The sequence below is a fragment of the Mesorhizobium sp. M3A.F.Ca.ET.080.04.2.1 genome, assembly GCF_003952525.1.
GTDB lineage: Bacteria > Pseudomonadota > Alphaproteobacteria > Rhizobiales > Rhizobiaceae > Mesorhizobium.
Window position 1 is genome coordinate 3435360 of the sequence record NZ_CP034451.1, and the last position, 24467, is coordinate 3459826.

A 24467-nucleotide genomic window follows, 5' to 3' on the forward strand; every position below is an offset into this window, starting at 1 on the left:
CGATGAGGTTGCTATCCTTCTAGGATGAAGCATGAACGTCTTTGCGCGATCGCTCACAACTTCGCCGACTCGATGGCAAGTGGCCTGGGCTTTGTTGTCGGCTACTGCCAAACCGACGTGTTTGGAGAGGCCGCCATCAGCACGGGTGGAGTAATCGAGATCGACTTCCTGCGCGGGAGTGTTGTCAGAGGCCGCCCTTCGGACCAATTGAAAAGTGCTGCGGTCATATTTGGGCAAGCCTTTCCTGCCTTCTGCAAAAGGAACGGCGCGGAGGTGACGGACTTCCAGAGTTTTCTCGCTGCGTTTGATGCCAGAGGCGGCAGGTGTCGCGCAGTGCTGACCGTTGTAGATCGAAACGGCCGCAGTTCTCTTACGGAGTATGATGGCGTCCCGTTGAAGCGCTTAAGAGTTCTGGACACGTTGGGCCGTATACGCCGAAAAACGAGGCAGATCGAAAAAGTTGGCCAGTAAGCCAGTGTCCCGAATGGCGACATGCATTGGTGGCGGCAATTGTTGACGCCGGCGCTGCCCCTTATCTGCCTGCCGGCATCTTCTCCCCGTGAAACGGGGAGAAGATGAAAGGCTTATGCCGCCGGCTGCATCGCCGCTCTCAGCAGCATGCCGAACAGGTCGCGCGGCTCGTCGGGGTCGGCGAGCAGGTCGAGCTCCTCATAGAGGCCGGTGGCCTGGAGCTGATCGCGGACATAGCGCAGTGCCGAAAAATCTTCCGTGGCGAAGCCGACGGAATCGAACAGGGTGATCTGTTCCGGCGCCTTGCGCCCTTCTGCCTGGCCGGTTATCACCTGCCACAGCTCGGTCACCGGATGGTCGGCGTCGAGCTGCTGGATCTCGCCCTCGATGCGCGTCTGCGGCGGGAACTCGACGAAGATGTCCGAGCGCAGCAGGATATCGCGATGCAGTTCCGTCTTGCCGGGGCAGTCGCCGCCGACGGCGTTGATGTGGACGCCGGAGCCGACCATGTTGTCGGTGAGGATGGTGGCGTACTGCTTGTCGGCGGTCACCGTGGTGATGATGTCGACGCCTTCCACCGCATCCTGCCCGGTCGAGCAGATGGTGATGTCGAACCCCTTGCCGGCGAGGTTGCGGGCGCATTTTTCCGAGGCCTGGCGGTCGATGTCGTAGAGCCGCAGCCGGTCGATGCCGAGCAGCGCCTTGAAGGCGATGGCCTGGAATTCGGACTGCGCGCCGTTGCCGATGATGGCCATGGCGCGCGAGCCCTTAGGCGCCAGGTATTTGGCCGCGACAGCGGATGTGGCCGCGGTGCGCAGCGCCGTCAGGATGGTCATCTCGGTCAAAAGCATCGGATAGCCGGAGCCGACATCGGCGAGCACGCCGAAGGCGGTGACGGTCTGGCGGCCCTCGCGCATGTTCTTCGGGTGGCCGTTGACATATTTGAAGCCATACATCTTGCCGTCGCTGGTCGGCATCAGCTCGATGACGCCGTCATGGCTGTGCGAGGCGATGCGCGGCGTCTTGTCGAACAGCTCCCAGCGGCGGAAATCCTCCTCGACATAGGCGGCGAGCTCGGTGAGGAAGCGCTCGATGCCGATGGCGAGCACCAGCTTCATCATGCGGTCGACGCTGACGAAGGGGACGATGGCAAGGCGCGACGGCTGGGTCATGATCAGAGGCTTCCGGAATGGCTGCGGGTCGGGCGGTCCATGATGCGGCGGCCCATCAGGCTGGCGGTGAGGTCGACCATCAGCGTCGCGGTGCGGCCGCGCTCGTCGAGGAACGGGTTCAGTTCGACCAAGTCGAGGCTGGAGACCAGACCGCTGTCTGACAGCATCTCCATCACCAGATGCGCCTCGCGGAAGGTAGCGCCGCCGGGCACCGTGGTGCCGACCGCGGGCGCGATCGAGGGGTCGAGGAAGTCGACATCGAGGCTGACATGCAGCAGGCCGTTTTCCGTCTCGACGCGGCTCAGGAAAGCGCGCAGCAGCGGCGCGATGCCGTGTTCGTCGACGGCGCGCATGTCGTGCACGGTCACGCCGGCCTCGTTGAGCGCCCGGCGCTCGGCCGGATCGACGCTGCGCAGGCCGATGGTGCAGATGCGGCTCGGATCGACGGCCGCCGGCAGATCCGGGAAATAGCCGGTGAAGCCGGGACGACCGCTGGCATAGGCGAGCGGCACGCCGTGCAGATTGCCGCTGGTGGTGGTGTCGAGCGTGTGGAAATCCGGATGCGCGTCGAGCCACAGCACGAAGAGCGGCCGGCCGCGTTCGGCGGCGCGGCGGGCGACGCCCGAGACCGTGCCGGCGGAGATCGAATGGTCGCCGCCAAGGAAGATCGGCATGGCATCCCTGGAAGCCGTGTAGGCCGTCTCGGCGATCGCCGCCGTCCAGGCTGAAATCTCCGGCAGCGCCTTGAGCGCGAGATTGCCATGGACGACGGCGCGCGCCCGAGCCGGCTGAACCGCGCCCCAGTCCTCGACTTCATGGCCGAGTTCCGACAGCACCCAGACCAGGCCTGCAGTGCGCAGCGCGCTCGGCCCCATCTCGCATCCCATCCTGCCCGCACCGTCCTGCACCGGCGCGCCAACGATCCTGCAACGCATGATTCTTTTAGCCCCTGCGATTTGATTGCGCGGATTGGATCATCACGGGCTGGCGGTTTGAACAGGGAAAATTGGCATTTCGGGAAGGATGATCTATCATTTCGATCAGCTGTTCTGACCGAAATGCAAAGCCAAATGGATACGCTACACGAAAGGCTGGTAACGCTTCTGAGGCACGATGCGCGGCGCAGTGTCTCCGATCTCGCCCTCGACCTCGGCGTTTCGCGCGCGACGGTCAGGGCGCGCATGGAGCGGCTGGAAAAATCCGGCGAGATCATCGGCTACACGGTGGTGCTGCGCGCCGACGCGGTCGACCAGCGCATCCGCGGCGTGATGATGATCGAGATCGAAGGCCATGCCGCCGACCGCGTGATCAGGGCGCTCGGCGGCTTCCCCGAGGTCTCGACCATCCACACCACCAACGGCCGCTGGGACCTGGTGGTCGAACTCGGCACCGCCTCGCTGACCGAGTTCGACGCCGTGCTGCGGCGGATAAGGCTGATCCCCGGCATTACCGGGAGCGAGACGAGCCTGCTGCTGGCGACGCCGCGGACGACGCGGGCGAGGTTGGCGTAGGTATTGCCGAAGAGATTCTGTGGGGCAGCTCAGCTCCAAAACGCGAAAAAGCCGCGGAAAACCGCGGCTTTTCGTTTGCTTGATCCCTGAAGGAAACTGGAGCGGGTGAGGCGATTCGAACGCCCGACCCCAACCTTGGCAAGCGGTAAATTGCGCCGTCAAGGTATTGAACAAGAATCTTTCAGATTTCATGTCAGTGCGCAAGAGTGTCCGTCCTTCCAGCGCCTGTCGGGCGACGATTTATGAACGGAACGATACTCCGGTGAACTGACGCAAACGGCAGCGAAGTAGCAAAAGGGTGGCCGCGCGGTGACCGCAAGCGTGTCTCCGGGCGACCAATCCTTCCGCATCGCCAACACTGTTTGGATGCGGATGAATCCTTCAAGACGATCTTAACTGCTTCTTAGTTGCAGGCTTGCCCCCAAGTGAGTTCCACGGCTTAGTAGCAGAGGGGTGGTTTATGGGCGGGTCGGATAATGAGCTTGAAAAGATGGGAGACTAGTTTCGCCGCCGTGGCGGCCGTTGCTGTTGCGTTTGCCACACAACCAGCAAATGCGGACCAGTCTGAGGTTTCCAGTTCGGGAACTGGCTTTTTCGTAAACGATCAAGGCTGGGTGGTTACCAACGCACACGTCGTTGAAGGTTGCATAAGCATCAGCGTCCCACAGCTGGGGGACGGCAGTGACCTCGCCGTCGACAACCAAAATGACCTCGCTGTCTTTAAGCTCGCTATGGGTACAGGAAAGCCTCACCTTCCGCTGCGCCGCTCTCAACCCCGGCTTGGAGAAGATATTGCCGCCTACGGTTTCCCTCTCAGTGGGTTGCTTTCTGACTCCATTAAGGTCACGACCGGGAACGTCAATTCGCTGGTGGGTATGGAGAACGACACCCGATATCTACAAGTGTCAACGCCCCTTCAGCCAGGGAACTCCGGCGGCCCAATAGTTGATCAATGGGGCTCGATCATTGGTGTTTCGACAGCGGTGCTCGGATCGAAGTTCACGAACGAGACGGGCATTGCTGTGCAGAACGTCAATTTTGCCATTCGATCGAACGTGGTCGAATTGTTCCTTCAAAGCCGGAACATTCAGTTCGACGCCGCCGATGCTGCGGCTGATGCGAAACCGCTTTCAACAGCCGATCTCTCCGACAAAGTTGTACCATCGGTTGTTCAGGTCCTTTGCCACGGTGCTGAAAAACCGCTTGCTAACACTGGCCCCTTACCATCGACAGCCGAAGTGCCATCAACTCCACCCGGCACATCATCCAATGAAGCCGTCAAAGAGGCAGCGGTCGCGGTCATTCGCAATTTGATAGAACGCGACAGCGGCGATGCGTCGTCCTCGCTGCAAGCCGTTGCAGCCATATATGCGGATTCTGTTTCATATTACGGAAAGCAGAGACCTCTAAGCGAAGTCCTGGCCGATAAGAGAGATTATTTCATACGGTGGCCTGAGCGAGCCTATCGCATCCGCGATGGTTCTCTGATGGTGACCTGCGCTAATGGCGCGTGCATGGTATCGGGCATTTATGATTGGGTGGTGCGGAGTATCCCAAGAAACAAGCAGGCACACGGCGCCGCTCGATTCAGCTACGCGATTTCCCTGGGAGCCAATCCGAAGATTATATCAGAAGCCGGGAATGTTCTGAAACAATAGGCCACGGTCACATAACTGCGGCGCCGAGGGTCTGTGCCGCAACTACGTTCAATCCTCGTCCGTCGCAAACGAGCGATCACGAGGGATTGCTACTGCAGTGGACATTTCGCGATTCCGGGCCAGGAAGACACCGGCAGCGTGGCTGCACCGAGCGAGGCCTATCTGAACTGGAGTTTCTCTGAAAAACGGCTAAGAGGTCTGCAATTGTTGCCGTAAAACAGGAGACATTGCATGCCGGAAGAGGCGGAAAACAATAGAGTCCAGTTGATCGAGCTCACCGCGGACATCGTGTCCGCCTACGTCAGCAAGAACGCGGTCCCGGTTGCGTCTCTTCCAGAGATCATCGAAAGCGTGAATTCGTCGCTTTCGAAGATCGGAGGACCGGCCGAACCCGAGACGCCAGCCCAGGCGCCCGCTGTCAATCCGAAGCGGTCGGTGTTCCCCGACTACATCATTTGCCTCGAGGACGGAAAGAAGTTCAAATCGCTGAAGCGCCATCTCAGCGTGGATTTCGGGCTCACGCCCGAAGAGTACCGCGAGAAGTGGGGGCTGAAGCCGGACTATCCGATGGTGGCGCCGAACTACGCCGCCCAGCGATCGACGCTGGCCAAGGCGGCTGGGCTCGGCCGGAATCCCGCGAAAAAGCCGGCGAAGAGCACAGGCAAGCGGAAGACTAGGGCTTAAGCCGGCTCTTGCCGGGGCTTGGTTGTGATCATGCGGCGTCTCCAAGTTCGGCACAAGTTTTGGAGACGGAAGCCCGGCTTGCGAATTGCAAGCCGGGCTGTCCTGCCGACTGATGGGCGGGGGGCTTGGGGTTTACCAGCCGGCGCGATCGGAGAGTGTCTGATTTGCCATTTGGTTCACAATCGGCAGAGGTCCGGGACCGCCAAGCGCATTGGTCCGAGTAACTGAAAGATATAGCCCGTATTCCGTTGGGACAGTCTGCCCTGTGACAACCGCACTCGCTCAAGAGCTCTTTCGCGAGTAGGGCGATGGTCCCTCCGGCGTCTCGGCGATGTATTTCGTGAACACCTGCTCCAGCTCGGCCACCGCCTCATCCTTGGCGTTCGCCTGGCCGCGCTGCCCGCCATGTCCACGCCAGCGCTTATCGTGTGTGGCGATCGACCAACGCCATGTGGCAGCGCTCGGGCCATGTCGCTCGCCTTGAATGCGGCCGACGGGAGAGCCTAGGAACGTCGCCACGAAGTCTTGCGGTGCTATCTGGCCCCCGATGATGGTTCGGCCCCAGTCGAGCCACAGGCGAGCCCCACGATCGCGAACAAACCGCACAGCCTCGACGATGGTGTCGAACCTGCGCATCGGGCCGCTCTCGTCTGCCACCTGGTAGCGGTCGTCGGATTTGCTCACTCTTAGGCGGTCGGCGGGCATCATTCCGTTGATATAGGCGTCCGGAAGGCGGAGCATAGGCGGCCCGCTTATCGACGGATTCACATCTCGACAAGGACGTAGGCCAGGCCGAAAATAGCGGTCATTAGGACGAAAAAGAATCCCCACCCCTTCAGGGCGTGGCGAACATCCTCAGGCGAAGCGCCTTTCTGATCGTCATCCATAATCGAACTCCCACCCAATCAATGATTGGTAGAAATGGGCACCCGAATTGTCAACCGAAGGGGCTGACCAACATGGCGGCTGTATCCTCCGACATGGTTGGTAAGCGGTAGCTCGGGTGGTAGGAAGCCCGCCGCCAGAAACCTCCCCTGATCAGCGGGCTCCCACGTCGGGAACCTGTAACCCGACAGGCGCTTGCTCGACCGTGATGCGGGAACTGCGCCCAACACTGTCAACGATGCCTGAGGTCTGAGGTTCCGCCTCCAAGAGCCCGCCCGCTTTGTGGGGAAGTCGAACGGGCTCCGGGTTTGCACCCAACGACGCGGCCAACCCTCGGTCAAGGAGCCGCGCCGCAGCCCCGAACCGGGTGACTAGAGGATTGTTCCGCCAGTCCTGGCCCTTCAGAGGCAGCCAGCAGCCATCGATCTAGAGTTCTTCTGCACCTGCAAGCTCTTTTTCCAGGAGCGGTGTCGCTGCCAGACCTAACCGCGCCCTCTGTGCTTGTGCAAACGCGTTTGCGCTAGCCTCGCTATCAAAGACGCGCATCCACGGACTGTGTCCGCCTGCGCGAACTGAAACCCGCCATTCACCTACAACTTCACGCACAGAAACTTCGCTCATTCCGCCCTCCTACGCCACCTGAGGGGTCGACCGCTAATAACTGACAGCGTCGGCGTGGGTTCCAAACAATTTTACATATATTAGAACTAGCTTAACGATGCCGTTTGCTGCTCCAGACTCCACTGCATGGCCAAGAGAGGTAGCCAGACATGACGAAGCTTTCGGACCTCGGCCCACCTATCGTCACTGCAAAGTACCGAGCCAGAACAGCCGTCACGGAACAGGAGAACTTCCACCGGTGCCCTAAACGCGGCCAGGCTGTTGACCGGCGCGATCTTCGCCAAGGTGGCACGAGCAGCAAGGGCATAAGCCGCTGGGATTGGATGGCTAGGAGCATCAACGAGGCACGGGAGCCGGCCAGTCGGAACCGCCCGGCCCCGCTGGTCACTGTGGGTATGCACAGGAGTTCGCAGGGCCAGGCCCACCCCGCCCAAGCGGAATGAGGGTGATCCTGCGCAAATGGAACCGCGCTCGCAATCTGTCTCTGTGGCGAACAGCCAAATGGAGTACACTAGCTCTCTAAGAAGTGGCTCGGCCAACTAGCGTCGTGGTGGCAACCAAGAGGGCGCGCTGGCCGAGGAACTATCTTTCCAGCCTGCAGGTTTGAACAAATGGTGCTCGCGAATGACATCGAAATGGTGCGGGGGCATGTGAGGCTGGGAAGACGCATCGCCCAGCAGCGCGAGCGCATCACTGAATTAGAGCGTCTCCAATTGCCTACCGAGAGAGCATTCGAACTGCTTGACCTGTTCGAAAGCATGCAAGACTTGCATTGATGTATCTGTCGCGGTTGCTGGCAAAGGCTGGAGAAGGCGGCCTAGATACGGCTCACCGTTTGCAGGCCTAGACGCACCCTTTTGCCTTGGCGAATTTGACCGCGTACTGCTCGTTTCGGAAAGAGCGAGTGACCATATGCTGGTCCGCTTGCTCGACGAGGACGTGCCACTTGTCGTCGACCTGGGTTATGGAGACAGCATTTCGATCGAGCTGTATCCTGTGCGGGTCTCGCTGCGGCTCGGTATCGATAAGCAGTTGCCGCGAACGATTTATAGCTGCTCTCGTCTGAACGAGCAGGTTCCGGTCGTGCTGGGACTGGCGCGGGCGTTGGATTTCGGGATCGTCCGACATAACTTGGCCTCCGGTCTTAGTTCAGACGGGAGCGCGGTCGCTGTCTCTCAGCCGTAGGCGTCCATTAGGCTGTTGCCGACGATGTATGTGAGTATAGGGCTTAGCGCCCCCGTTTCAAGTAAGCCCGATCCGCCTCTCTATTACGCCGGTCCGAGCCCGGCGCCGCCTGCCATAATGTTGACCGCATCTTTCACGTCTGTTGGCTGAGGCGCGCCAGACACTGGACCGCAGGTCGGGCCATCAGCAATGCGAGGGGTCGTTAGCCTATCTTTTCCAGCTCCGTCGATAGCTGGGTAGGATCAATCATGCCTCGCCGAAAAAGGCTAAGTATCTTGAGCGCGATCTGTTCGCGCTCATCGGTATCCACGACATGATGCGTTGCGCAGTAGTCGTTCAATGCTTTTGTCAGAATTGCGAGCTGGGCGGAATCCGCCACTCCGTGAGCCGACATGCTTGTCTCCCATATGGGGCCGAAAGCATGATTACCGCTTCCAAGCGTCCGTGAGCCTCAAGTCGATGCGGACGACTTGATGACTGTATGCCTTCTTTAGAGACCGGCCAATCAACTATGTTATAGGGAAGCGGCCTCAGTTTCGCCTGAGAAGACGCGCCTCGCGTAAAAGCGAACTCGCATCAATGCCAATCAGGTCAATAAGCTCGCGTGCCTGAGCTTCAGTGATGCCGGTTTCCCTCACAAGGAAGCGGACACGGAAATCCTTCTCCGCTCGAATGCGTTCCGCGCGCTCTTGCTTGGTTTCGGCCATAGGTAGTCCCCGATGGCCGAGAACGCAGATCAGGCAAACAGGTTCCACAAAACCATTGGTCGCTAAGCCGCTTGAAACGAAAAAAAAACCCGTTGGCAGAACCAACGGGCAGTTTGCTGAAGTGTCGCCTGAATGCGGCTTAGAGCGGACAACATGCGCAAACAGGCACTTACCAACCTGTGGCGCATCTTCAAGTTCCAGCAATCTTTGGGCCCGGACCTTCAGTCTAGCGGGGGCGCTTCCGAACGTCCCACGCCGGGCCTATTAAGTCGCGATGGTCCCTCCGGCGTCTCGGCGATGTATTTCGTGAACACCTGCTCCAGCTTGGCCACCGCCTCATCCTTGGTTTGGACCTGTCCGCGCTGCCCGCCATGTCCACGCCAGCGCTTATCGTGTGTGGCGATCGACCAACGCCATGTGGCAGCGCTCGGGCCATGTCGCTCGCCTTGAATGCGGCCGACGGGAGAGCCTAGGAACGTCGCCACGAAGTCTTGCGGTGCTATCTGGTCGCCGATGATGGTTTGACCCCAGTCGAGCCACAGGCGCGCCCGAACCGCACAGCCTCGACGATGGTGTCGAAGCTGCGCATCGGGCCGCTCTCGTCTGCCACCTGGTAGCGGTCGTCGGATTTGCTCACTCTTAGGCGGTCGGCGGGCATCATTCAGTCGATATGGGCAACCTGTGAGCGGAACGCAGTTTCTTCAGCGATGTGCCTGCGTGTCGTTGGAGAGAGACCGCTTCGATTTCGTCAATGAGCCTTCGCGCCCGGTCGACCTCAGCCTTTGCCTTGGCACATATCTTCTCGTTCTCAGCGCGGAGCTTTTCCGCCTGGTTGATCACTGCGGTAGCAAACTCGAGCGTGGCCGATCTCATGCTCCCTAAATCAAGGCGCTCTGAATGCGTTCCCATGCAGGACTCCAAAAGAGAGCGGAACATTGGCGGCCCGGCCCGCTTATCGATGTGTGACACAGGATTTTGCGAGCCGGACCTACCCCGCCATTGCGAGCGGGGTAGGTTGATTCTGCTCTCGTGCGTCGCAACGCGCAACGCCGAGTCTCAATTTGAAATTTTCGGCCACCACGATCGGATTTGGGTGCTCGCGAGAAGCTGAAGCGAACGCGCCACGCGCTCCTGCGATTGGGAACGGGCGTCGTCAACGCTCCGCTTAAGTTCCGAGCGGAGTTCGGTGGAGCGCCTTTTTATCTGCGCTGATTTGGTCCGGATGGCACGATGGGCTTCGAAAGGAGACATAATTCGCTCCGCTCATCAGCCGCCGCTTTTGATTGCTGGCGGGAGTGATTAACCTTTGTTGACCCGATTGGTTCCTACAAGGGTCAGTCACGTGAGCGCTTTCGGCGCGACGGCCCCCGCGCCTCGAAGCCGGCGTGTAGATAGAAGATAGGCTAGCCGCTGCCGTGGTGATGGAACCACCTTTCCCAAGCAAACGTTTCGGTCCATGGCGCTCGCTGATGACATTGTGATGGTGCGGGGACACGTCTGGCTCGGTGGTCGACACATCAGTCAGCAGCGTGAGCGTATCGCTGAATTGGAACGCCTGAAGTTGCCCACTGAGCAGGCGTATGACCTACTCGACATCTTCGAAAGCCTACAGGACCTCCACCAACTGCATCTGTCGCGGTTGCTGGCAAAGGCCGAAGAACGCAGCCTAGATGCGGGTCACCGTTTGCAGTCCTAGACGCACCCTTTGTCCTTCGGCGTAGTTCACGGCGTATCGCTCGTCTCGGAAAGAGCGGGTAACCAGATGCTGGTCCACTTGCTCGACGAGGACGTGCCACTCGTCGTCAACCTGGGTTAGGGATACAGCATTTCGATCGAGCTGTATTCTGTGCGGGTTTCGCTGCGGCTCAGTATCGATAAGCAGTTGCCTCGAACGATTTATGGATGCTCTCGTCAGAGCGAGCACGTTCCAGTCGTTCTGGGACTGGCGTGGGCGGGGGATTTCAGGATCGTCTGGCATAGCTCGCCTCCGGTCGTGTTCAGACGGGAGCGCGGTCGCTGTCTCTCAGCCGCCGACGTCCATGAGGCTGTTGCCGACGATAGCGCTAAACTGATGACGGGGGGATTCAGTTCCGCCAAAAGGCGGCAACCAAGAGGCCGGCACCCCATTCACTTGGATTTTCGCAGAAAGTCCAGGTGCGCTTCGAGTTCCCGTTGCACAGCCTCAAACTCCTGCAACAACCTTTTCGCTTCCCCGGTCCGGTGGCCATCGCGTGACAATTCTTCGATCAGCTCGCGCTGGCGAGCAATGCGTGCCTTGCCTTCTCGGACGTGGCGCTCTCCGATTTCCAGCTTGGTCTCGGTGCTCATGCTGAGGAAAAGCAGGCCGGCAGTCTTAGGTTCCTTTCGTCTCGGAAGCTCTGTGGGCGAAGCAGCGGGTAGGCGGAACATAGGCAGCCCGATCCGCTTATCATAGGTGTGACACAGGAGAGGAACAGGCGTAGGGCTGCTTCCTGAAGGAGCGGCGTCGTCATCACACGAAACGACCGCTGCGTCTTAAACTGCCATGCCCGAATGCATGTTCCATTAGCGTCCACAAATTGGCTGCAGCCGAAAACCGGGTGTTCCGATGAACCGCTACGCTGTCGAGATCATGTCGGGTAACGAGCCTACTTCTCTGGCCTTCGCGAAGACCACTTCGCCACAAGCTGCCGCCGAATGGATCACTGGTCGCAAGATGCAAGACAGGCAAGGCGAGGCCGATTGGGTGCGGGTTACCGATCAATCCAACCGGGTTGTGTACAAATTTGCCTTCAAATAGGAAAAGCCCGTCGCCTGGTCGGGAGCGCTGGCGACGGGCTTCTATGCTGCCATGAGACGGCTACACCCCAAGGGGGATCGACCGCCTGTCTAGTTAAACGCACGGCTGCGGGATTGTTCCGCAATGGGACAGGCCCTCGACATCTTTCTTCTTCATGCCTCGGCCTCTGCGTGAGATAATTCGGAACGGGCGCTTGGGCCGACGACAATGCCATTGTCTCGTTACAGTGGTGTGTACGAACCCGCTGATCTGGCGTTACTCCAGCGGGTCTTTGATCGGCTGTGCTATGAGCGGCGCCTCGCTAAGAAAGATCGGGACCAACGACAGCAGTTGGCTTCTGAGGTCTTTGAAGCCTTCGACAACGGGCTTACCGACGAAACGGAGTTGTGGCGGTCTCTTTCAAAGCTTCGGGCGGCCAAGGATGCATAAAGCGAATCCTGCGTCCCGTTTCGAGACCCAATTGCCGGCACCAGATTTGCACTGAACAGCGTGCCGGGTCTTCCCGGTCCCCCGGTCTTTGGAGATCGGGTGGCGACTCGCCGGGCTTGAAGGCAGGGTGGGCGAGCCTCGCCCGGTGAGTTGCCTCTTTAACAAACCTTAGGTTCTCTCTGAAACTCCGCATCGAGGCATGGCGAAGAATATGCTCGCCGCGGAGGAACTTCACGCATATATCGAGATCTTACGTACAGAAGCCCGCCGCACCTTTGAGCGTAAGCGACGGGCTCTGCCCTGAGACGGTTAACACCCCAACTCCCGGTTAAACGACGTGCCTGCGGGGTTGTTCCGCAATGAGCGCCGATCTCGCTCAACGCTGGGGCTGTTCATTCCGCACAATCCAATCCAGCAATTCGGGATCGACCGGGCGAGAGCCGGTGAATTCCTGAATCAATTTCGTGGCGTGATCTCGCCACTCGCTTTGCGGTAGGTTGTTTTCGCGGATTTCGGTGTGGAGTGCCGATCGGATGATCTCGAGTTCCATCACCGATAGCGACTTCGAGTTCGCCATTGCACCCTCAAACGCGCGCGGCGAAGCCGCGCCACGGCAAAAAAATATACTCCGTACAGCATTTGCGCGAATCGTTTTTTATGTGAGCCCTCCCGACGCCATTCGCCGGCAAGGAGCGGGACGTTGTGCGGATGAACAATAGGAGGAGACCCGATCTCCTTGTCCGGGAGGAGTGACACAGGCCGAGCCGGCCCCCTGGGGGTCGGAGCGCCGTGATGCTGCCCTAAGGCGGAGCGGCAATCCGGCGCTCCTCAGATATGACCGCCCCAGCAAGGCGGCTCTAGAAACCATGCTGACGCCAGAATAGCTGCCAGTACGATCAGGACGACAGCGAGGATGATAACTGAGGATCGAGACATGCGGCTTTGGTAAGGCCACCAACCGAGATAGCAACTCATATCGTCGTCAGTGCGGCCCGTCTCTTGTTGCCGGCACGGAAACAGCTGGCCTCTCGGCGAAACAGTCCGCGACCTTGTCTTCCAGGCCTGCTTGCATATCTTTGGCCCCTGGCGTGTGCTGCGTGCGCCCAGGCTCGGCCCGACTACGGAGACTGAAGATCGTTTTCCGTGGAGCGCCAGCGTGCCAAAGTTCAAATCGCTCGTTCGCGAATTCCTTGACGGCGAGGCGGCCGGCGGCATCGTCCTGATGGCGGCTGCGGCGCTCGCCTTGATCGTCGCCAACTCGCCTCTCGCCGAAACCTATTTCGCGCTCCTGCATGCCTATCTCGGGCCGCTCAGCGTCTCGCACTGGATCAATGACGGGCTGATGGCGGTGTTCTTCCTGCTGGTCGGGCTGGAGATCAAGCGCAAGGTGCTGGACGGGCAGCTCTCCACCTGGCCGCGCCGCATGCTGCCGGGCATCGCCGCCGCCGGCGGCATGGTGGTTCCGGCGCTGGTCTATGTCCTCATCAACCGCGGCAACCAGGCAGCACTGTCCGGCTGGGCGATCCCGACCGCCACCGACATCGCCTTTGCGCTCGGCGTGCTGTCGCTGCTCGGCAGCCGGGTCCCGGCCTCGCTAAAGGTGTTCCTCACCGCTTTGGCCATCATCGACGATCTCGGCGCCGTCATCATCATCGCGCTGTTCTACACTGGCGGCCTGTCGCTCGCCTATCTGGGCGCCTCCTTCGCCGTCATCGCCGCGCTCGTCGTGCTCAACCGCATGCGGGTGATGAGCCTCGTGCCTTATCTCGTGCTCGGCGCGCTGCTTTGGGTGCTGGTGCTGAAATCGGGCGTGCATGCCACGCTGGCCGGGGTGGCGCTGGCGCTCACCATTCCGCTCGAACGCTCCGCCGGCACGGGCCACGATGCCGAGCATTCGCCGCTGCACCGGCTGGAGCACGGCCTGCACCGGCTGGTGCCCTTCATCGTCATCCCGGTCTTCGGCTTCGCCAATGCCGGCGTCTCGCTCGGCGGCCTGAGCCTCGCCGCTCTGGTCGAGCCGCTGACCTTGGGGGTCGCCGCCGGCCTGGTGCTCGGCAAGCTGATCGGCGTGTTCGGCTCCTCGGCGCTCGCCATCCGCCTCGGCCTCGCCGACCTGCCGGCCAATGCCGGCTGGCTGCATATGGTCGGCATTTCGCTGCTGTGCGGCATAGGCTTCACCATAAGCCTGTTCATCGGCCTGCTCGCCTTCGCCAACGACGCCGCCCTTCAGGACGCGGTCAAGGTCGGCATCCTCGCCGGCTCGCTGATTGCCGCGCTGGTCGGCGCGGCGGTTCTGTTCGTGATCTGCTCGTCGCGCGCCAGTCAATGAAGGCGCCGACGCATTATCTCGAACAGCCAACTGCTGAGCGACACTGAGATCGGCGTATCCTCACCAATTTCCGCGATTGCCCTTTCCAGTGTCCACGCCACTAAATCGTCGGCAGCTTCAGTTGAGCCATCCCGATAGACCAATGCCTGTCGCCGTAGCGCCCGAGTGAGCCATTCCAACTCGTCATGCACGGGTTGCCTCATTGCCCAATGGCTACGGTTAATACTGCACGTTTGTAGATGGTCCGCCCTAACTCATGTGAATCATATGTGATCAAAGGCGCAGCTAACCGCGACCAACGAAACTCCGCCCCCACCCGAGTTTCAGCGTGCGGCGATACGAACGTGTCTCCCTCCGCGCGAAGAAACACGTCCGCCTGAATCTCGAATAAGCTTCGGATGTGAATCGGCGTGCAAAATTGACCCCCTAAGCCGGGGAATCGGCGTCCAATTTTGACCCCCCTGATGCTTTGATTTGCGACCGTTAGCTCGTCGAGGCGAGCGGATGGTGTGGGATGAAGTCGGCGGATACGATTGCCCGGGTTCGGCGCGCCTTCCATGGGCAGGGATGGTCTCTCAAGCGGATTTGCCGCGAACTGCATGTTCGCGGAACACCGTCCGCAAGATACTCAGGTCCGATGAGACATCGTTCTCCTACGAACGCGAGCGGCAGCCCAATCCGAAGATCGGTCCGTGGCAGGATCAGCTTGACGGATTTTTGAACGGCAACCGTGGCAAGGCGGCGCGCGAGCAACTGACACTGATCCGGATTTACGAAGAGCTTTGCAGCCTCGGCTACGAGGGAGGCTATGACGCCGTCCGCCGCTACGCGAAGAGCTGGGCGAAGGCGCAGGGGTCGGCGACGGCGGACGCTTATGTGCCGCTGTTCTTCGCGCCGGGCGAGGCCTACCAGTTCGACTGGAGCCACGAGATCGTCCTGATCAATGGCGTGACTGTGACCGTGAAAGTCGCCCATGTCCGGCTCTGCCACAGCCGCATGATGTTCGTCAGGGCCTATCCGCGGGAGACGCAGGAGATCGTGTTCGACGCGCACGACCGGACCTTTGCCTTCTTCGGTGGCGACTGCACGCGCGGCATCTACGACAACATGAAGACGGCGGTGGAAACGATCTTCGTCGGCAAGGACCGGCAATACAATCGCCGCTTCCTGCAGATGTGCAGTCACTATCTGGTGCAGCCGGTCGCCTGCACGCCGGCGTCCGGCGGGGAGAAGGGTCAGGTCGAGAACCAGGTCGGGCTGGTGCGGGAGCGCTTCTTCACACCGCGGCTGCGCTTCAAGTCTTATGCCGAGTTGAAAGCCTGGCTCGCCGACAAGTGCGTCGCCTATGCGAAGGCACACCGCCATATTGACCAGCCCGAGCGCACGATGAAACGGGCATCACCGAGGCCCAAGCCCGCGAACTCATCGAAATGACTCGTCAAGCAGGTTCTTACCTTTTGCGCGAGGACGTTTCGCTTCGGCGACGCTCGTTGTTCTTCTGAGTCGCTTCGCCTCCCAGAGCAGTCCGGAAATCCTCATCGCATCTATCCTTGCCATAAGGTCAATCCACTTTCTGCTGCGAAGTCTCTGTCCTCTGCGTAGATTGGCTCGCCTCTTCGCACCACCCGTCGAAGCAAAGCCGCATCTTCGTCGGCATGATATCGAAAGGCGTTTCGGGTGTCGTATCCATGCCCTGCTTGGGACAGGGAAAACCCGCTGACCACAACAGGGGCGAAACCGGCGAAACGCGCCAGTATGATCGCGAAGGCTCCGGTGGAGATTTTCCGGTGCCAGCCGCCGGAAACATGATATTTGCCGCTAAGCCGCCAAACGATGTTGGCTAGCTGCCACTTGGTAAGCGCCTGCAAGGTGTCATAGCGATAATTGACGGTGCAGCAACTGGCTTTCAGCTTGTCCTCAACGTCCTGCCAGACCGGGATGATCAGATGCTTTGCCTGCCGTCCTTTTAACAAATCACGCTTGTAGATATCCTGCCCGCCCGCGCCGATCAAAATGCCGCGGCGGATCAGCGCGATATCAGGAATGGGAAGGCCGAAGGTTTCCGCCAAAAGCTGGGAAGCGTTGACGGTCACAAGTGCCCAATGGGAATCATGTCCCCGCGGGAGGCGAAAATTCGGCGCCGACCCCATCACCAGGGCGGGACCCGTCACTCTGGACAAGCGAAGAATTGGCTTTGGGAAGATGGGCAAGAGATGATCCGAGAGCGGAATTTTCATCCGGGAATCTGAACCGCATGTTCCTCATAGGCGCGTAGGATCTTTTCTTCTCGGCTCCACAATTCGTCCCATTGCGTGGCGCCAGACCAGCCCGCAAACCAAGGACCGCCGAGCGTGTAGTGCGCTAGCGAGACATCGGCGGGATCGAGTTCCGAAGCCGAAGCCCCTACCAGGTAGTTCCATGCCAGGGGCAATTCCCCAATCTCATTGTCCTCAAGCCATTTGAAGGCGTGGAGGTCACGCCCGGGCCACTTATTAAGCATCTCGTTGGTCAGCCGTTTGTTGGCGGGATGGTCCAGGTTCCACAAAACGACCGACGACCAGTTCTTGCGGCGATAGAACGTCTGCGTTTGTCCGTCCATCTTGACCGCTTCGGATTCGCGCTGCTGGTGCTTAACCGCCATGATCGCGCAGGAAGGATCGACCAGGTCGAGCAGCTTGACCGGGTCCTGCAGAAACAGGACGTCACAATCGCAGAACATGGCCCAGCCGCCTTGCCGCAGAAACGGAACGGCAAAGCGCGATATGGCAAACTCGGTGGCCATTGGTGCCTCGGAAATTGGGCACCAGAGCTTACCATCACGGACCTCGATCGGTCGCTTCATGATTCCCTGGGCTACAAGGTCTTTAAGCACGAGGGGCCGTATCTGCAACGGCGTGCTTGTTCGCCGGTAGGCGCTCCATCGTGCTACGTCGAGAACTCGGGATTCGCGCGGATCATACCCGATGTAGATTGGTATCATATGGCAATTCTATACTGATTGTGAAATCCCGGATTAGCATGGTAGCACTGCAAGCGGAAATGCCGGCACCGATCCTGGGAAACGGGCGTGGCTGTCTGCTGAGATTGATCGTGATTACCGCTTCTGCCGCGCTACCACTTTTTCAAAGCACGAACCTGAAAGTATCTGACCCATTGGTTCAGTCAAGGTTTGGCTTCAATTCGCAGGAAGTCAGAAAGGTGGGATGACGAATAGGGTAGCGTGATCCAGGTCCATCGGCGCGAACGCTGGGTAATACTTCCAGAGCCGGTCGAGCACTAGTCTATCAAATCCTCGCGGAAACCCTCAAGGGACGTATGCCTCAGGATATGCTCCCCGCGAAGGAACTTCACTCGGCCGGTGATGCCCGGCTTTACCCATTCGACGTCGTCGGCAAAGGCTCTGGGGACACGCTTCGACGGCTTGGTTGCCCTGTCTGCCTGCACACGCTGCCAGAGCCGTTCACGAAGCCCGCTGGGCAGCGTGACGGCCGCAGCGCCAGCGTAGCGCCCATTGCGCGTCATGATCGCCGCTGCGGGCTTCCCTGACTCGCGTCGAATGCCTAGCAGTTCAAACTCCCCCAGTTCCCAACACTTCGTTTTGACCCAAGAGTCCAGCTTGCCGGTCTTGTAGGGGCTTCCCCGCCGCTTCGAGACCATGCCCTCCAGCCCCATTTTCTCGACCGCTTCGAAGAATGCAGCTCCGCCGCCCTCGACGTGCTCGCTGTACTGGAGATCCCCTTGGCGGGTTTGACCAGGTCCCATAGCTTCGCCTTGCGCTCGATCGCTGGCAGCGAGCGAAGATCCTGGCCGTCGAGGTGCAGAATGTCGAAAGCCACGAATGCAAGCTGTTAGCTGTTCGGCGTTCCAGGTCATCCGCGAGTGCATCTGTTGAAAGTTGGGCCGGCCGTCGGGTTCGGGCGCGATCATCTTACCGTCGAGAATAAAAGCCCTTGCTGGCAGTTTCTCCGCCGTGGCCACGATCGGCCAATAGCGCGTGGACCAGTCGAAGCCATTTCGGGAGAAAGCGCGGGCGCCGGCCAAATCGAGGATGATCTGGGTCCGAAACCGTCCTACTTGATCTCGTTCAGCCAGTCGTCGCTGACTGGTGGCGTCTCGACCTGGCTTCAGCGGCCTGATGAACTTCGGCCGCTCGCGGGCGTTACGCATAGACTTGCTACTCCGAACCGCCGGATTCAAGCCGTCGAACGCGTTCCGGCTCTTCGTATTTTAGCAAAGTCGATGGACTAGTGGTCATGACCAAGCTTTCGGATCTCGGGCCGCCGATCACCGGGACGCGACACGGACGCGAGCCGCAGACGGAGGCGCATCATTTCCACCTCTGCCCAACGTGTGGGCAAGCAGTCGATCGGCGGGACTTGCGGCAAGTCATCTGGCATGAGCGGCCAAAACATGAGCCGCTTGAAATGGACGCCTAGTCTGGGATGTGACGGTATCGGAAGCGATTGCGAATATGGTCGTTGAAGAAACGGCCTTTGACGAACGCCGATCGGAACGCCGCATAAGTCTCCGGCGGCACTTCTTCAAACTCGTAGTGCTTGCCGCTGGCCACGAACCAGACCGAGAGAACACGGCTGGCCGGATCGTATTTTGTTTTTCTGATCGATGTGGACGGCATGAGAGTATCCCGCTCCTTCTCCAGAGCGTGGGCTGTGAATCAACTTCGAGATGACATTAACGTTCCTTGTCGTCTCATCTGGACACCAGGCGGGGTTTCGGCGCATTCTTCCGTCGGGGAGAGGGGCTTGGACAAATCTCGTTACGACAACCGGTCGGACCAGTGGCGGAAGCGCAGCGGCGCGCGGCGCTCGCGCTCCCTGCGTTGGGCGAGCGTGCCGCGACGGCTGATCTTCGTGACTGTCGCTGCGGCTGGCGCGCTGGCCGCCCAAACCGTCCTACGACACAGCGACAGCCTGCCGGAGCTCAACCTATCGGACTTGATCGGCCCGAAGCCGGCGCCGATCGCTGGCGTCGCGTCGGTGATCGACGGCGACACGATCGAAGTCCACGGGCAGCGGATACGCTTCAACGGGATCGACGCGCCGGAGAGCAAGCAATACTGCGACGACACCAAGGGTTTTGAGTACCCTTGCGGCCGGCGATCGGCCGAGGCACTGGACACTTTCTTGGCCGCCTCGAGGCCGATCCAATGCACGTTCGTGACCTGGGACCGCTATCACCGCTATGTCGGCAACTGTCGGCGCGCTGACGGCACCAGCGTGGCCGTGTGGATGGTCGAGCATGGCCAGGCGGTCGATTGGCCGCGGTACAGCCACGGCGCCTATGCGGCGCAGCAGACGAAGGCAAAAGCGGCGAAGGTCGGTCTGTGGGGCGGGAAGTTCCAAGATCCGTGGGACTGGCGCGCATCGCACGGTGACAGTCAGCCTCCAACGAGCGAGCCTCTCGGCATCATGAATCGCAAGTTGGTGGCGCAAAGCGGGAGCTATTCGTGCGCGCCGCGCCGCTACTGCTCTCAGATCAGCTCGTGCGACGAAGCACAGTGGTATCTGCACAACTGCTCGTGGGGCCGAAAGCTCGACCGCGACAGCGACGGGGTGGCCTGCGAGACGCTGTGCTAGGATCAAATGCTACAACCGACGGACCGCGCGCGACATTTCAGCCGGCCGGATTGCGACGGTCGAGACTATTGCCCGAAGGCGGCGGTCCATCTTCATGGAAGAGCGACCTCCATCATGTAAGGGCGACGGATCAAGTGTGACCTTTCGGGTCCCCCCAAGGGCGACCCGCGCAAAGTTCCCATAAGTCGGCAGCGGCCAAGCTAACGGGCTGCCCGTGAGGAGTATGCAAGTGTGCTCGCCGCCATTCGTCTCGTCGGCGTGCCAGTTCCTGGTATGAAACGTGTCCCCCTGCGTCCAGAATACGTTCGAGAGAAGCCAGCACGGCTGCGTAATAGGTGCTGGTATCGTCGGCACTCCCGGCAGGGTTCGCCAGGCGGACTTCTTCACCTAAGATTTCCGCCCATCTTATTTGCGAAATCGTTCCCGAACCGATCATTAGATTGGCGATTGCCATTGCCTGCGCTTGCCATGGTTCAGCGAAGATTGGCTCGTCATCTCTTTTCCTCAACGGCCCCCAGCCTGGATCAGGAACGTTCAAGATAGCCCTCCCAAAGATCAACAAAAACCCGGTCCCGGCGGTCCATCGCTTCCGGCCACAGTTCCGACGCAGCGAAACTAATCGTATAAAGGTGCTCCGCCTTTTGTTCGCCCCGCGCAGACGCATCCGGGAAGACATGGCCACCATGACGGGCGAAGATCGTTCCCTTTCTGCCGCGCACATAACCGGGAAGACGAGTATGTCCCGATCGCCCCGATATCTTTGCGCGTACGGACTCGCCTAAGGCAAATGATGGCGGAGCTTCGATTTCAACGGCGTAGCTGCGCGGGTTCTTGACATAGGCTCTGGCGTCCTCCGCCGTCTCCGGCGGCAATCCTGGCTGAGGCGTGAACATCGATGTCCCCGATTTGAGCTCCGCCAAGGTAATATAGCCCGCGTCGATCATTTGCGCTGTAAGGGTGAGCAGCCAGTGATCGAAATAGGATCGCGTCAGGTAATCCGCCGGAACGATCAACTCGCGGCAGTGTCGGAACCAGTCTATCGACCAGTCGCTATCGCCAGCGGCCGCCTGCGCCAATCCAAAAGCACGTGTTTCCCATTGTTCATGGAACGGCTCCCCATCGCTCGTGCCTTGGATCGAGCCGAACCCTTCCCGCCCACCAAGGTCATGTATGCCGTCCATCAGCGGTCCCTCTGCGACTGCCAGAGGTCCCTTTCAGTTCCGATCATCGAATTGCGCGTCACCAACCGCGTAAGAGAGTCCTCATCCAAGCTCTCAGTGCCTTTTGGCTGTTGCGGCAGTACGAGGTATCGTCTTTCCGACGTCGAGTCCCAGACGCGCACCTCTACGGTGTCTTCGAGGTCGACCCCGAATTCTTTTAGGACACCCCGAGGATCGCGTACGGCGCGCGCCCTGTATTCGTTGGATTTGTACCATGCCGGCGACATGCCCAGTATGGAGAACGGATAGCAGGAGCAAAGCGTACAGACGACGAGGTTATGAACGTCAGGAGTGTTCTCGACCACGTCTAGATGACCCGTTCCGTGGCCCGCAAAGCCGAACTCGTCGATTGCCGACGTCGCGTTTGCCAGCAGGCGCGCTTTAAAAGCGGGATCTTTCCATGCTCGCGCCACAACTTTCGCGCCGCGCTTGGGTCCGATCTCCTCCTTATACATCTCGATCCATGCGTCCATCGCTTTCGGATCGACCAAGCGCTTCTCTACCAGGAGGCTCTCGAGAGCCTTCGCTCTCAAAGCCGGTTCGGAGGGCAAGTGGTCGTGTAAATCGTGATGAATCATCGAAAGATTTTTCGAATCGAAACTCGTCACCACGCCCTCTCCATTTTAGGACCTCGGTTCGGGCGCGGAATTTATCACGGGCTCCAGAAGGTTACAAAGAGCACCGCCGTGCCACGAGCTTCTCCCATCAAGAAGCTCGCGCGGCCTTGCGCGCGTCGTCATTCGGAACGGAAGTCGCCGATATCGCGCGCGGCTCATGCTGATCCGGGTCGCGGGCGGCAAGGTCTCACGTATGCTGATGACGGCCTCAACGCTCTGGACCTGCAGATTGGCGGCCGAGTGATCGGTGGGACTGGAGGCATACTCCTACTGATGACCAACATGGTCGACGACTGGTTTGCCGGACGGGAAATCGCAACCGCCATAACGCGGGTCCAAATATGCGCAGTTCGCGCGGGGCCTATGAAGCGCGCTGGTTCATGCGCGCCTCAAATATTCAGGCAGGCAACTATTGGCAACAATGCGGGAAGCGTTCAGGATTGCCAAAGGTCTTTGTCCAGCGACAGGACGTTTGGGCGATGAGTCAGCTGGCTGGCGAGTCGATTGGTGATCCTACGGACCTTGGTTTCGACAAGGCGCGGCTGGCGCGATTGAAGCAATGGATGCAGCGCTACACCGACGCCGGGCGCTGGCCTGGCGGCGCGGTTCTCATCGCGCGGCATGGCAAGCTCGCCTACTTCGACTGCGCCGGGCATGCCGATGTGGAGGCCACGCGGCCTTGGCAGCGCGAGCTCATCGCCCGCATCTACTCAATGACCAAGCCTGTCACGGCCGTCGCATTGTTGACGCTGTACGAGGAAGCGCGGGTGCATCTCGACGATCCGGTCGAGGCTTATCTGCCGGAATTCAAAGACGTGCAACTTCTGATACCGGACGCAACGTCGCTCGACCAAACGGTGCCTGTCAAAACGAAGATGACGATCCATCATCTCTTGACCCACCAATCTGGCCTGAGCCTTTTTACAAACCCCCGCTTGCTCGGCGAAGCCTATGCCAAGGAAACGCTCGGCTTGGCCTTGGCCTATGGCGGGCTCGACAAGATGGTTCGCAGGATCGCCGAGTTGCCGCTGGAATGGGAGCCTGGCACGAGGTGGCAGTACAGCACTGGCTCCGATGTCATCGGGCGCGTAGTTGAAGTCGTTTCCGGCATGACGCTCGACAAATACTTCGCTACGCGGATCTTCGAGCCCCTGGGCATGACCGATACTGGCTTCTCTGTGCCGGACTCCGAGATCAGCCGCTTCCCCCCGATGTACGAGGTGACTGCGGGCGGCATGGCCTTGAACGAAAGGCCTGAGGTTTCGGCGTGGCGGCAAGGCAAGGTCGATACGTTCTGCGGTGGCGGCGGGCTTGTCGGAACCATCGACGACTATTGGCGGTTTGCTGAGATGCTACGGGGTGGGGGTGAATTCAATGGCGAGCGCATCCTCAGTCCCCGCACCTTGAGCTTGGCGGCGTGCAATCACCTGCCGGGCGATCTTGCCTCGTTGGCAACCGAAGTCTGGGCCGAGACCCAGTTTGACGGCGTCGGGTTTGGTCTGTTGGGTTCCGTCGTCCTCGATCCGGCCAAGGCACAAATTTCGGCGCGGGTCGGAGACTATGGCTGGGGCGGGGCCGCAGGCACCTTCTTCTGGGTGAGCCCGATCGACGACATGGTTGTCATTCTCTTCACGCAACTGCTGCCTTCGAGCGCCATTCCGGTGCGCAAAGAACTGCGCGCACTCGTCCATAGTGCGCTGACAGGTGTCTGAGACTCGCCAACAGAAACTGCGCGGACGGAGGGCGTATCGTGCCGTCCGGGTGGCCGATAGCAACCTTGCTCTTAGACTAACAGGCGTGGGCCATGCCCGTCATTTGGTCGTCGTTGGCGGATTCGCCTTTGTCCTGAACCCTTCCGCCCTATGGGTAGGCGGCGGGTACCATCGCCAATACCCAGTGGCGACATTATGGTCCAAGATTTTAGCCTCGGTGCCGGACTCTAATCTCTTGCCACCAATTTCCTGGATTGCTTCAGGCGATCTGGCGCGGCGGGCATTATAGCGGCAAAGCAATCGAAATCGGCAGTCGATGGTCGATACGCTTGCCGCGCTCAGACTGCTTGCCGCGATGCTCCGCTTAGGCAGGTGCGGGTAGCAGCAAACCCTTTGCTTGAAGACCCGTCTCGGCACATGATGACTAGCGGATTCGGCCGCTTCCATCTTGGCGACAGAGCAGACACATCGTTCGCCGATGCTGGCCCGGAGCCTCGCGTTCACCCTGACGCGACTCAGTCGGGGTAGAGCACAAACCTACGCAGGTTGGAATCACTGCCCGTCGCGCTCAAGGCCGGCTTGCCGCGGTCTCCAAATCCGAAGATAATCGACTCTAACGGGCGCTGCGTAACCTCGGCGGTGACCTGCTGGTAACCTGCTGCTGACCTCCGTGCAAATAGTGTTCGCACGGTAAGGACGGGTAGAGCACAACACTACGCGACATGAAATCGCGTTGTCGCCCCAGTTTGGCAAGGCAAAAATTACACCGTTAAGGTATTCCAGCAGAATATCGTCGATTTCATTCCAGTACGTAAGAGTGCCCGTTCTTCCGGTATTCATCTGGGCTGCGATTCGTGAACGGAACGATACTCCAGCGACCTGGCGCGTAC

Annotated in this window: 25 protein-coding genes and 1 pseudogene; 11 read left to right on the forward strand and 15 right to left on the reverse strand. The window is 59.9% G+C overall.

The features are described 5' to 3' along the window. The first annotated feature begins 24 nt into the window (after positions 1–24). Positions 25–471: a hypothetical protein gene (locus tag EJ074_RS16410; RefSeq protein ID WP_095805352.1), complete on the forward strand. Its 447-nt coding sequence runs from the start codon at positions 25–27 to the stop codon at positions 469–471. A 113-nt stretch (positions 472–584) separates the two neighbouring features. On the opposite strand, the gene EJ074_RS16415 is transcribed toward EJ074_RS16410, so the two are convergent. Further along, positions 585–1643, reverse strand: coding sequence for an ornithine cyclodeaminase (locus EJ074_RS16415; protein ID WP_095805353.1), 1059 nt, complete (start codon positions 1641–1643; stop codon positions 585–587). Between the two features lie 2 nt (positions 1644–1645). Beyond that, positions 1646–2578: an arginase gene (gene rocF / locus EJ074_RS16420; RefSeq protein ID WP_095805354.1), complete on the reverse strand. Its 933-nt coding sequence runs from the start codon at positions 2576–2578 to the stop codon at positions 1646–1648. 135 nt (positions 2579–2713) lie between these two features. Here rocF and EJ074_RS16425 point away from each other — a divergent pair, with 135 nt between their 5' ends. The 3 genes from EJ074_RS16425 to EJ074_RS16435 all read left to right on the forward strand — a co-directional run bounded on the left by EJ074_RS16425 (position 2714) and on the right by EJ074_RS16435 (position 5496). Then, positions 2714–3154, forward strand: a complete 441-nt coding sequence (locus tag EJ074_RS16425; protein WP_095805355.1) for an Lrp/AsnC family transcriptional regulator — start codon at positions 2714–2716, stop codon at positions 3152–3154. 476 nt (positions 3155–3630) lie between these two features. Then, on the forward strand, positions 3631–4812 hold the full coding sequence (locus EJ074_RS16430; RefSeq protein WP_129553586.1) for a serine protease: 1182 nt from the start codon (positions 3631–3633) through the stop codon (positions 4810–4812). Between the two features lie 231 nt (positions 4813–5043). After that, entirely contained in the window at positions 5044–5496 is a 453-nt protein-coding gene (locus tag EJ074_RS16435; RefSeq protein WP_129553587.1) for a MucR family transcriptional regulator, read from the forward strand. A 282-nt stretch (positions 5497–5778) separates the two neighbouring features. Here the strand turns inward: EJ074_RS16435 and EJ074_RS16440 are convergent, their stop codons facing one another. The 3 genes from EJ074_RS16440 to EJ074_RS16445 all read right to left on the reverse strand — a co-directional run bounded on the left by EJ074_RS16440 (position 5779) and on the right by EJ074_RS16445 (position 7002). Then, positions 5779–6237, reverse strand: coding sequence for a hypothetical protein (locus tag EJ074_RS16440; RefSeq protein ID WP_129553588.1), 459 nt, complete (start codon positions 6235–6237; stop codon positions 5779–5781). 23 nt (positions 6238–6260) lie between these two features. Further along, the gene (locus EJ074_RS30625; RefSeq protein ID WP_280952484.1) at positions 6261–6383 is read right to left on the reverse strand and encodes a hypothetical protein; all 123 of its coding nucleotides are present in this window, start codon (positions 6381–6383) and stop codon (positions 6261–6263) included. A gap of 424 nt (positions 6384–6807) precedes the next feature. Beyond that, entirely contained in the window at positions 6808–7002 is a 195-nt protein-coding gene (locus EJ074_RS16445) for a hypothetical protein (RefSeq protein ID WP_129553589.1), read from the reverse strand. 912 nt (positions 7003–7914) lie between these two features. Here EJ074_RS16445 and EJ074_RS29700 point away from each other — a divergent pair. Then, positions 7915–8187 (forward strand): hypothetical protein, encoded by a 273-nt coding sequence (locus tag EJ074_RS29700; protein WP_165349948.1) that lies wholly within the window; start codon positions 7915–7917, stop codon positions 8185–8187. 202 nt (positions 8188–8389) lie between these two features. On the opposite strand, the gene EJ074_RS16460 is transcribed toward EJ074_RS29700, so the two are convergent. Together EJ074_RS16460 and EJ074_RS16465 are read right to left on the reverse strand one after the other, a co-directional pair. Further along, positions 8390–8581 carry a hypothetical protein gene (locus EJ074_RS16460; RefSeq protein WP_095809296.1) on the reverse strand — a complete coding sequence of 64 codons (192 nt, stop codon included), beginning with the start codon at positions 8579–8581 and terminating at the stop codon, positions 8390–8392. A 136-nt stretch (positions 8582–8717) separates the two neighbouring features. Continuing rightward, positions 8718–9098 carry a hypothetical protein gene (locus EJ074_RS16465; RefSeq protein WP_129553591.1) on the reverse strand — a complete coding sequence of 127 codons (381 nt, stop codon included), beginning with the start codon at positions 9096–9098 and terminating at the stop codon, positions 8718–8720. Between the two features lie 1252 nt (positions 9099–10350). Between EJ074_RS16465 and EJ074_RS16470 the strand changes: the two genes are divergently transcribed. After that, complete coding sequence (locus tag EJ074_RS16470) at positions 10351–10590, forward strand: hypothetical protein (protein WP_129553592.1); 240 nt, start codon at positions 10351–10353, stop codon at positions 10588–10590. A gap of 431 nt (positions 10591–11021) precedes the next feature. Here the strand turns inward: EJ074_RS16470 and EJ074_RS16475 are convergent, their stop codons facing one another. Continuing rightward, the gene (locus EJ074_RS16475; protein ID WP_129553593.1) at positions 11022–11222 is read right to left on the reverse strand and encodes a hypothetical protein; all 201 of its coding nucleotides are present in this window, start codon (positions 11220–11222) and stop codon (positions 11022–11024) included. 259 nt (positions 11223–11481) lie between these two features. On the opposite strand from EJ074_RS16475, the gene EJ074_RS16480 reads away from it, so the two are divergent. Then, positions 11482–11673, forward strand: coding sequence for a hypothetical protein (locus EJ074_RS16480; protein ID WP_129553594.1), 192 nt, complete (start codon positions 11482–11484; stop codon positions 11671–11673). Positions 11674–12478: 805 nt separating this feature from the next. Here the strand turns inward: EJ074_RS16480 and EJ074_RS16490 are convergent. Next, positions 12479–12679 carry a hypothetical protein gene (locus EJ074_RS16490; RefSeq protein ID WP_129553596.1) on the reverse strand — a complete coding sequence of 67 codons (201 nt, stop codon included), beginning with the start codon at positions 12677–12679 and terminating at the stop codon, positions 12479–12481. A gap of 579 nt (positions 12680–13258) precedes the next feature. Between EJ074_RS16490 and nhaA the strand changes: the two genes are divergently transcribed. After that, a complete protein-coding gene (nhaA, locus tag EJ074_RS16495) occupies positions 13259–14431 on the forward strand; it encodes a Na+/H+ antiporter NhaA (RefSeq protein ID WP_129553597.1) in 1173 nt (390 codons plus the stop codon). 514 nt (positions 14432–14945) lie between these two features. Beyond that, a pseudogene (gene istA, locus EJ074_RS16500) lies at positions 14946–15820 on the forward strand (IS21 family transposase); the annotation flags it as partial. A 155-nt stretch (positions 15821–15975) separates the two neighbouring features. Here the strand turns inward: istA and EJ074_RS16505 are convergent. The 4 genes from EJ074_RS16505 to EJ074_RS16525 form a co-directional block, all read right to left on the reverse strand. Further along, entirely contained in the window at positions 15976–16668 is a 693-nt protein-coding gene (locus EJ074_RS16505; protein ID WP_129553598.1) for a hypothetical protein, read from the reverse strand. Continuing rightward, positions 16665–17213, reverse strand: coding sequence for a hypothetical protein (locus tag EJ074_RS16510; protein ID WP_245454704.1), 549 nt, complete (start codon positions 17211–17213; stop codon positions 16665–16667). Before EJ074_RS16510 ends, EJ074_RS16505 begins: the two co-directional genes overlap by 4 nt. 494 nt (positions 17214–17707) lie before the next feature. After that, positions 17708–18598 carry a DNA ligase gene (locus tag EJ074_RS16515; RefSeq protein ID WP_245454705.1) on the reverse strand — a complete coding sequence of 297 codons (891 nt, stop codon included), beginning with the start codon at positions 18596–18598 and terminating at the stop codon, positions 17708–17710. A gap of 265 nt (positions 18599–18863) precedes the next feature. Then, a complete protein-coding gene (locus EJ074_RS16525; protein WP_129553601.1) occupies positions 18864–19067 on the reverse strand; it encodes a KTSC domain-containing protein in 204 nt (67 codons plus the stop codon). A 127-nt stretch (positions 19068–19194) separates the two neighbouring features. Between EJ074_RS16525 and EJ074_RS16530 the strand changes: the two genes are divergently transcribed. Further along, positions 19195–20028, forward strand: coding sequence for a thermonuclease family protein (locus tag EJ074_RS16530; RefSeq protein ID WP_245454706.1), 834 nt, complete (start codon positions 19195–19197; stop codon positions 20026–20028). A 524-nt stretch (positions 20029–20552) separates the two neighbouring features. On the opposite strand, the gene nthB is transcribed toward EJ074_RS16530, so the two are convergent. Then, positions 20553–21209, reverse strand: a complete 657-nt coding sequence (gene nthB / locus EJ074_RS16540; RefSeq protein WP_129553604.1) for a nitrile hydratase subunit beta — start codon at positions 21207–21209, stop codon at positions 20553–20555. Then, complete coding sequence (gene nthA, locus EJ074_RS16545; RefSeq protein WP_245454707.1) at positions 21209–21856, reverse strand: nitrile hydratase subunit alpha; 648 nt, start codon at positions 21854–21856, stop codon at positions 21209–21211. Before nthA ends, nthB begins: the two co-directional genes overlap by 1 nt. 350 nt (positions 21857–22206) lie before the next feature. Between nthA and EJ074_RS16550 the strand changes: the two genes are divergently transcribed. Next, positions 22207–23577, forward strand: a complete 1371-nt coding sequence (locus EJ074_RS16550) for a serine hydrolase domain-containing protein (protein ID WP_245454708.1) — start codon at positions 22207–22209, stop codon at positions 23575–23577. Positions 23578–24467 lie beyond the last annotated feature (890 nt).

What these genes read in the sequence shown, in the direction of transcription:
- EJ074_RS16410 (WP_095805352.1), top strand. Translation starts at nt 25, where the DNA reads ATGAAGCATGAACGTCTTTGCGCGATCGCTCACAACTTCGCCGACTCG.
- EJ074_RS16415 (WP_095805353.1), bottom strand. Translation starts at nt 1,643, where the DNA reads ATGACCCAGCCGTCGCGCCTTGCCATCGTCCCCTTCGTCAGCGTCGAC.
- rocF (WP_095805354.1), bottom strand. Translation starts at nt 2,578, where the DNA reads ATGCGTTGCAGGATCGTTGGCGCGCCGGTGCAGGACGGTGCGGGCAGG.
- EJ074_RS16425 (WP_095805355.1), top strand. Translation starts at nt 2,714, where the DNA reads ATGGATACGCTACACGAAAGGCTGGTAACGCTTCTGAGGCACGATGCG.
- EJ074_RS16430 (WP_129553586.1), top strand. Translation starts at nt 3,631, where the DNA reads ATGAGCTTGAAAAGATGGGAGACTAGTTTCGCCGCCGTGGCGGCCGTT.
- EJ074_RS16435 (WP_129553587.1), top strand. Translation starts at nt 5,044, where the DNA reads ATGCCGGAAGAGGCGGAAAACAATAGAGTCCAGTTGATCGAGCTCACC.
- EJ074_RS16440 (WP_129553588.1), bottom strand. Translation starts at nt 6,237, where the DNA reads ATGCTCCGCCTTCCGGACGCCTATATCAACGGAATGATGCCCGCCGAC.
- EJ074_RS30625 (WP_280952484.1), bottom strand. Translation starts at nt 6,383, where the DNA reads ATGGATGACGATCAGAAAGGCGCTTCGCCTGAGGATGTTCGCCACGCC.
- EJ074_RS16445 (WP_129553589.1), bottom strand. Translation starts at nt 7,002, where the DNA reads ATGAGCGAAGTTTCTGTGCGTGAAGTTGTAGGTGAATGGCGGGTTTCA.
- EJ074_RS29700 (WP_165349948.1), top strand. Translation starts at nt 7,915, where the DNA reads ATGCTGGTCCGCTTGCTCGACGAGGACGTGCCACTTGTCGTCGACCTG.
- EJ074_RS16460 (WP_095809296.1), bottom strand. Translation starts at nt 8,581, where the DNA reads ATGTCGGCTCACGGAGTGGCGGATTCCGCCCAGCTCGCAATTCTGACA.
- EJ074_RS16470 (WP_129553592.1), top strand. Translation starts at nt 10,351, where the DNA reads ATGGCGCTCGCTGATGACATTGTGATGGTGCGGGGACACGTCTGGCTC.
- EJ074_RS16475 (WP_129553593.1), bottom strand. Translation starts at nt 11,222, where the DNA reads ATGAGCACCGAGACCAAGCTGGAAATCGGAGAGCGCCACGTCCGAGAA.
- EJ074_RS16480 (WP_129553594.1), top strand. Translation starts at nt 11,482, where the DNA reads ATGAACCGCTACGCTGTCGAGATCATGTCGGGTAACGAGCCTACTTCT.
- EJ074_RS16490 (WP_129553596.1), bottom strand. Translation starts at nt 12,679, where the DNA reads ATGGCGAACTCGAAGTCGCTATCGGTGATGGAACTCGAGATCATCCGA.
- EJ074_RS16505 (WP_129553598.1), bottom strand. Translation starts at nt 16,668, where the DNA reads ATGAAAATTCCGCTCTCGGATCATCTCTTGCCCATCTTCCCAAAGCCA.
- EJ074_RS16510 (WP_245454704.1), bottom strand. Translation starts at nt 17,213, where the DNA reads ATGGCCACCGAGTTTGCCATATCGCGCTTTGCCGTTCCGTTTCTGCGG.
- EJ074_RS16515 (WP_245454705.1), bottom strand. Translation starts at nt 18,598, where the DNA reads ATGCGTAACGCCCGCGAGCGGCCGAAGTTCATCAGGCCGCTGAAGCCA.
- EJ074_RS16525 (WP_129553601.1), bottom strand. Translation starts at nt 19,067, where the DNA reads ATGCCGTCCACATCGATCAGAAAAACAAAATACGATCCGGCCAGCCGT.
- nthB (WP_129553604.1), bottom strand. Translation starts at nt 21,209, where the DNA reads ATGGACGGCATACATGACCTTGGTGGGCGGGAAGGGTTCGGCTCGATC.
- EJ074_RS16550 (WP_245454708.1), top strand. Translation starts at nt 22,207, where the DNA reads ATGCGCAGTTCGCGCGGGGCCTATGAAGCGCGCTGGTTCATGCGCGCC.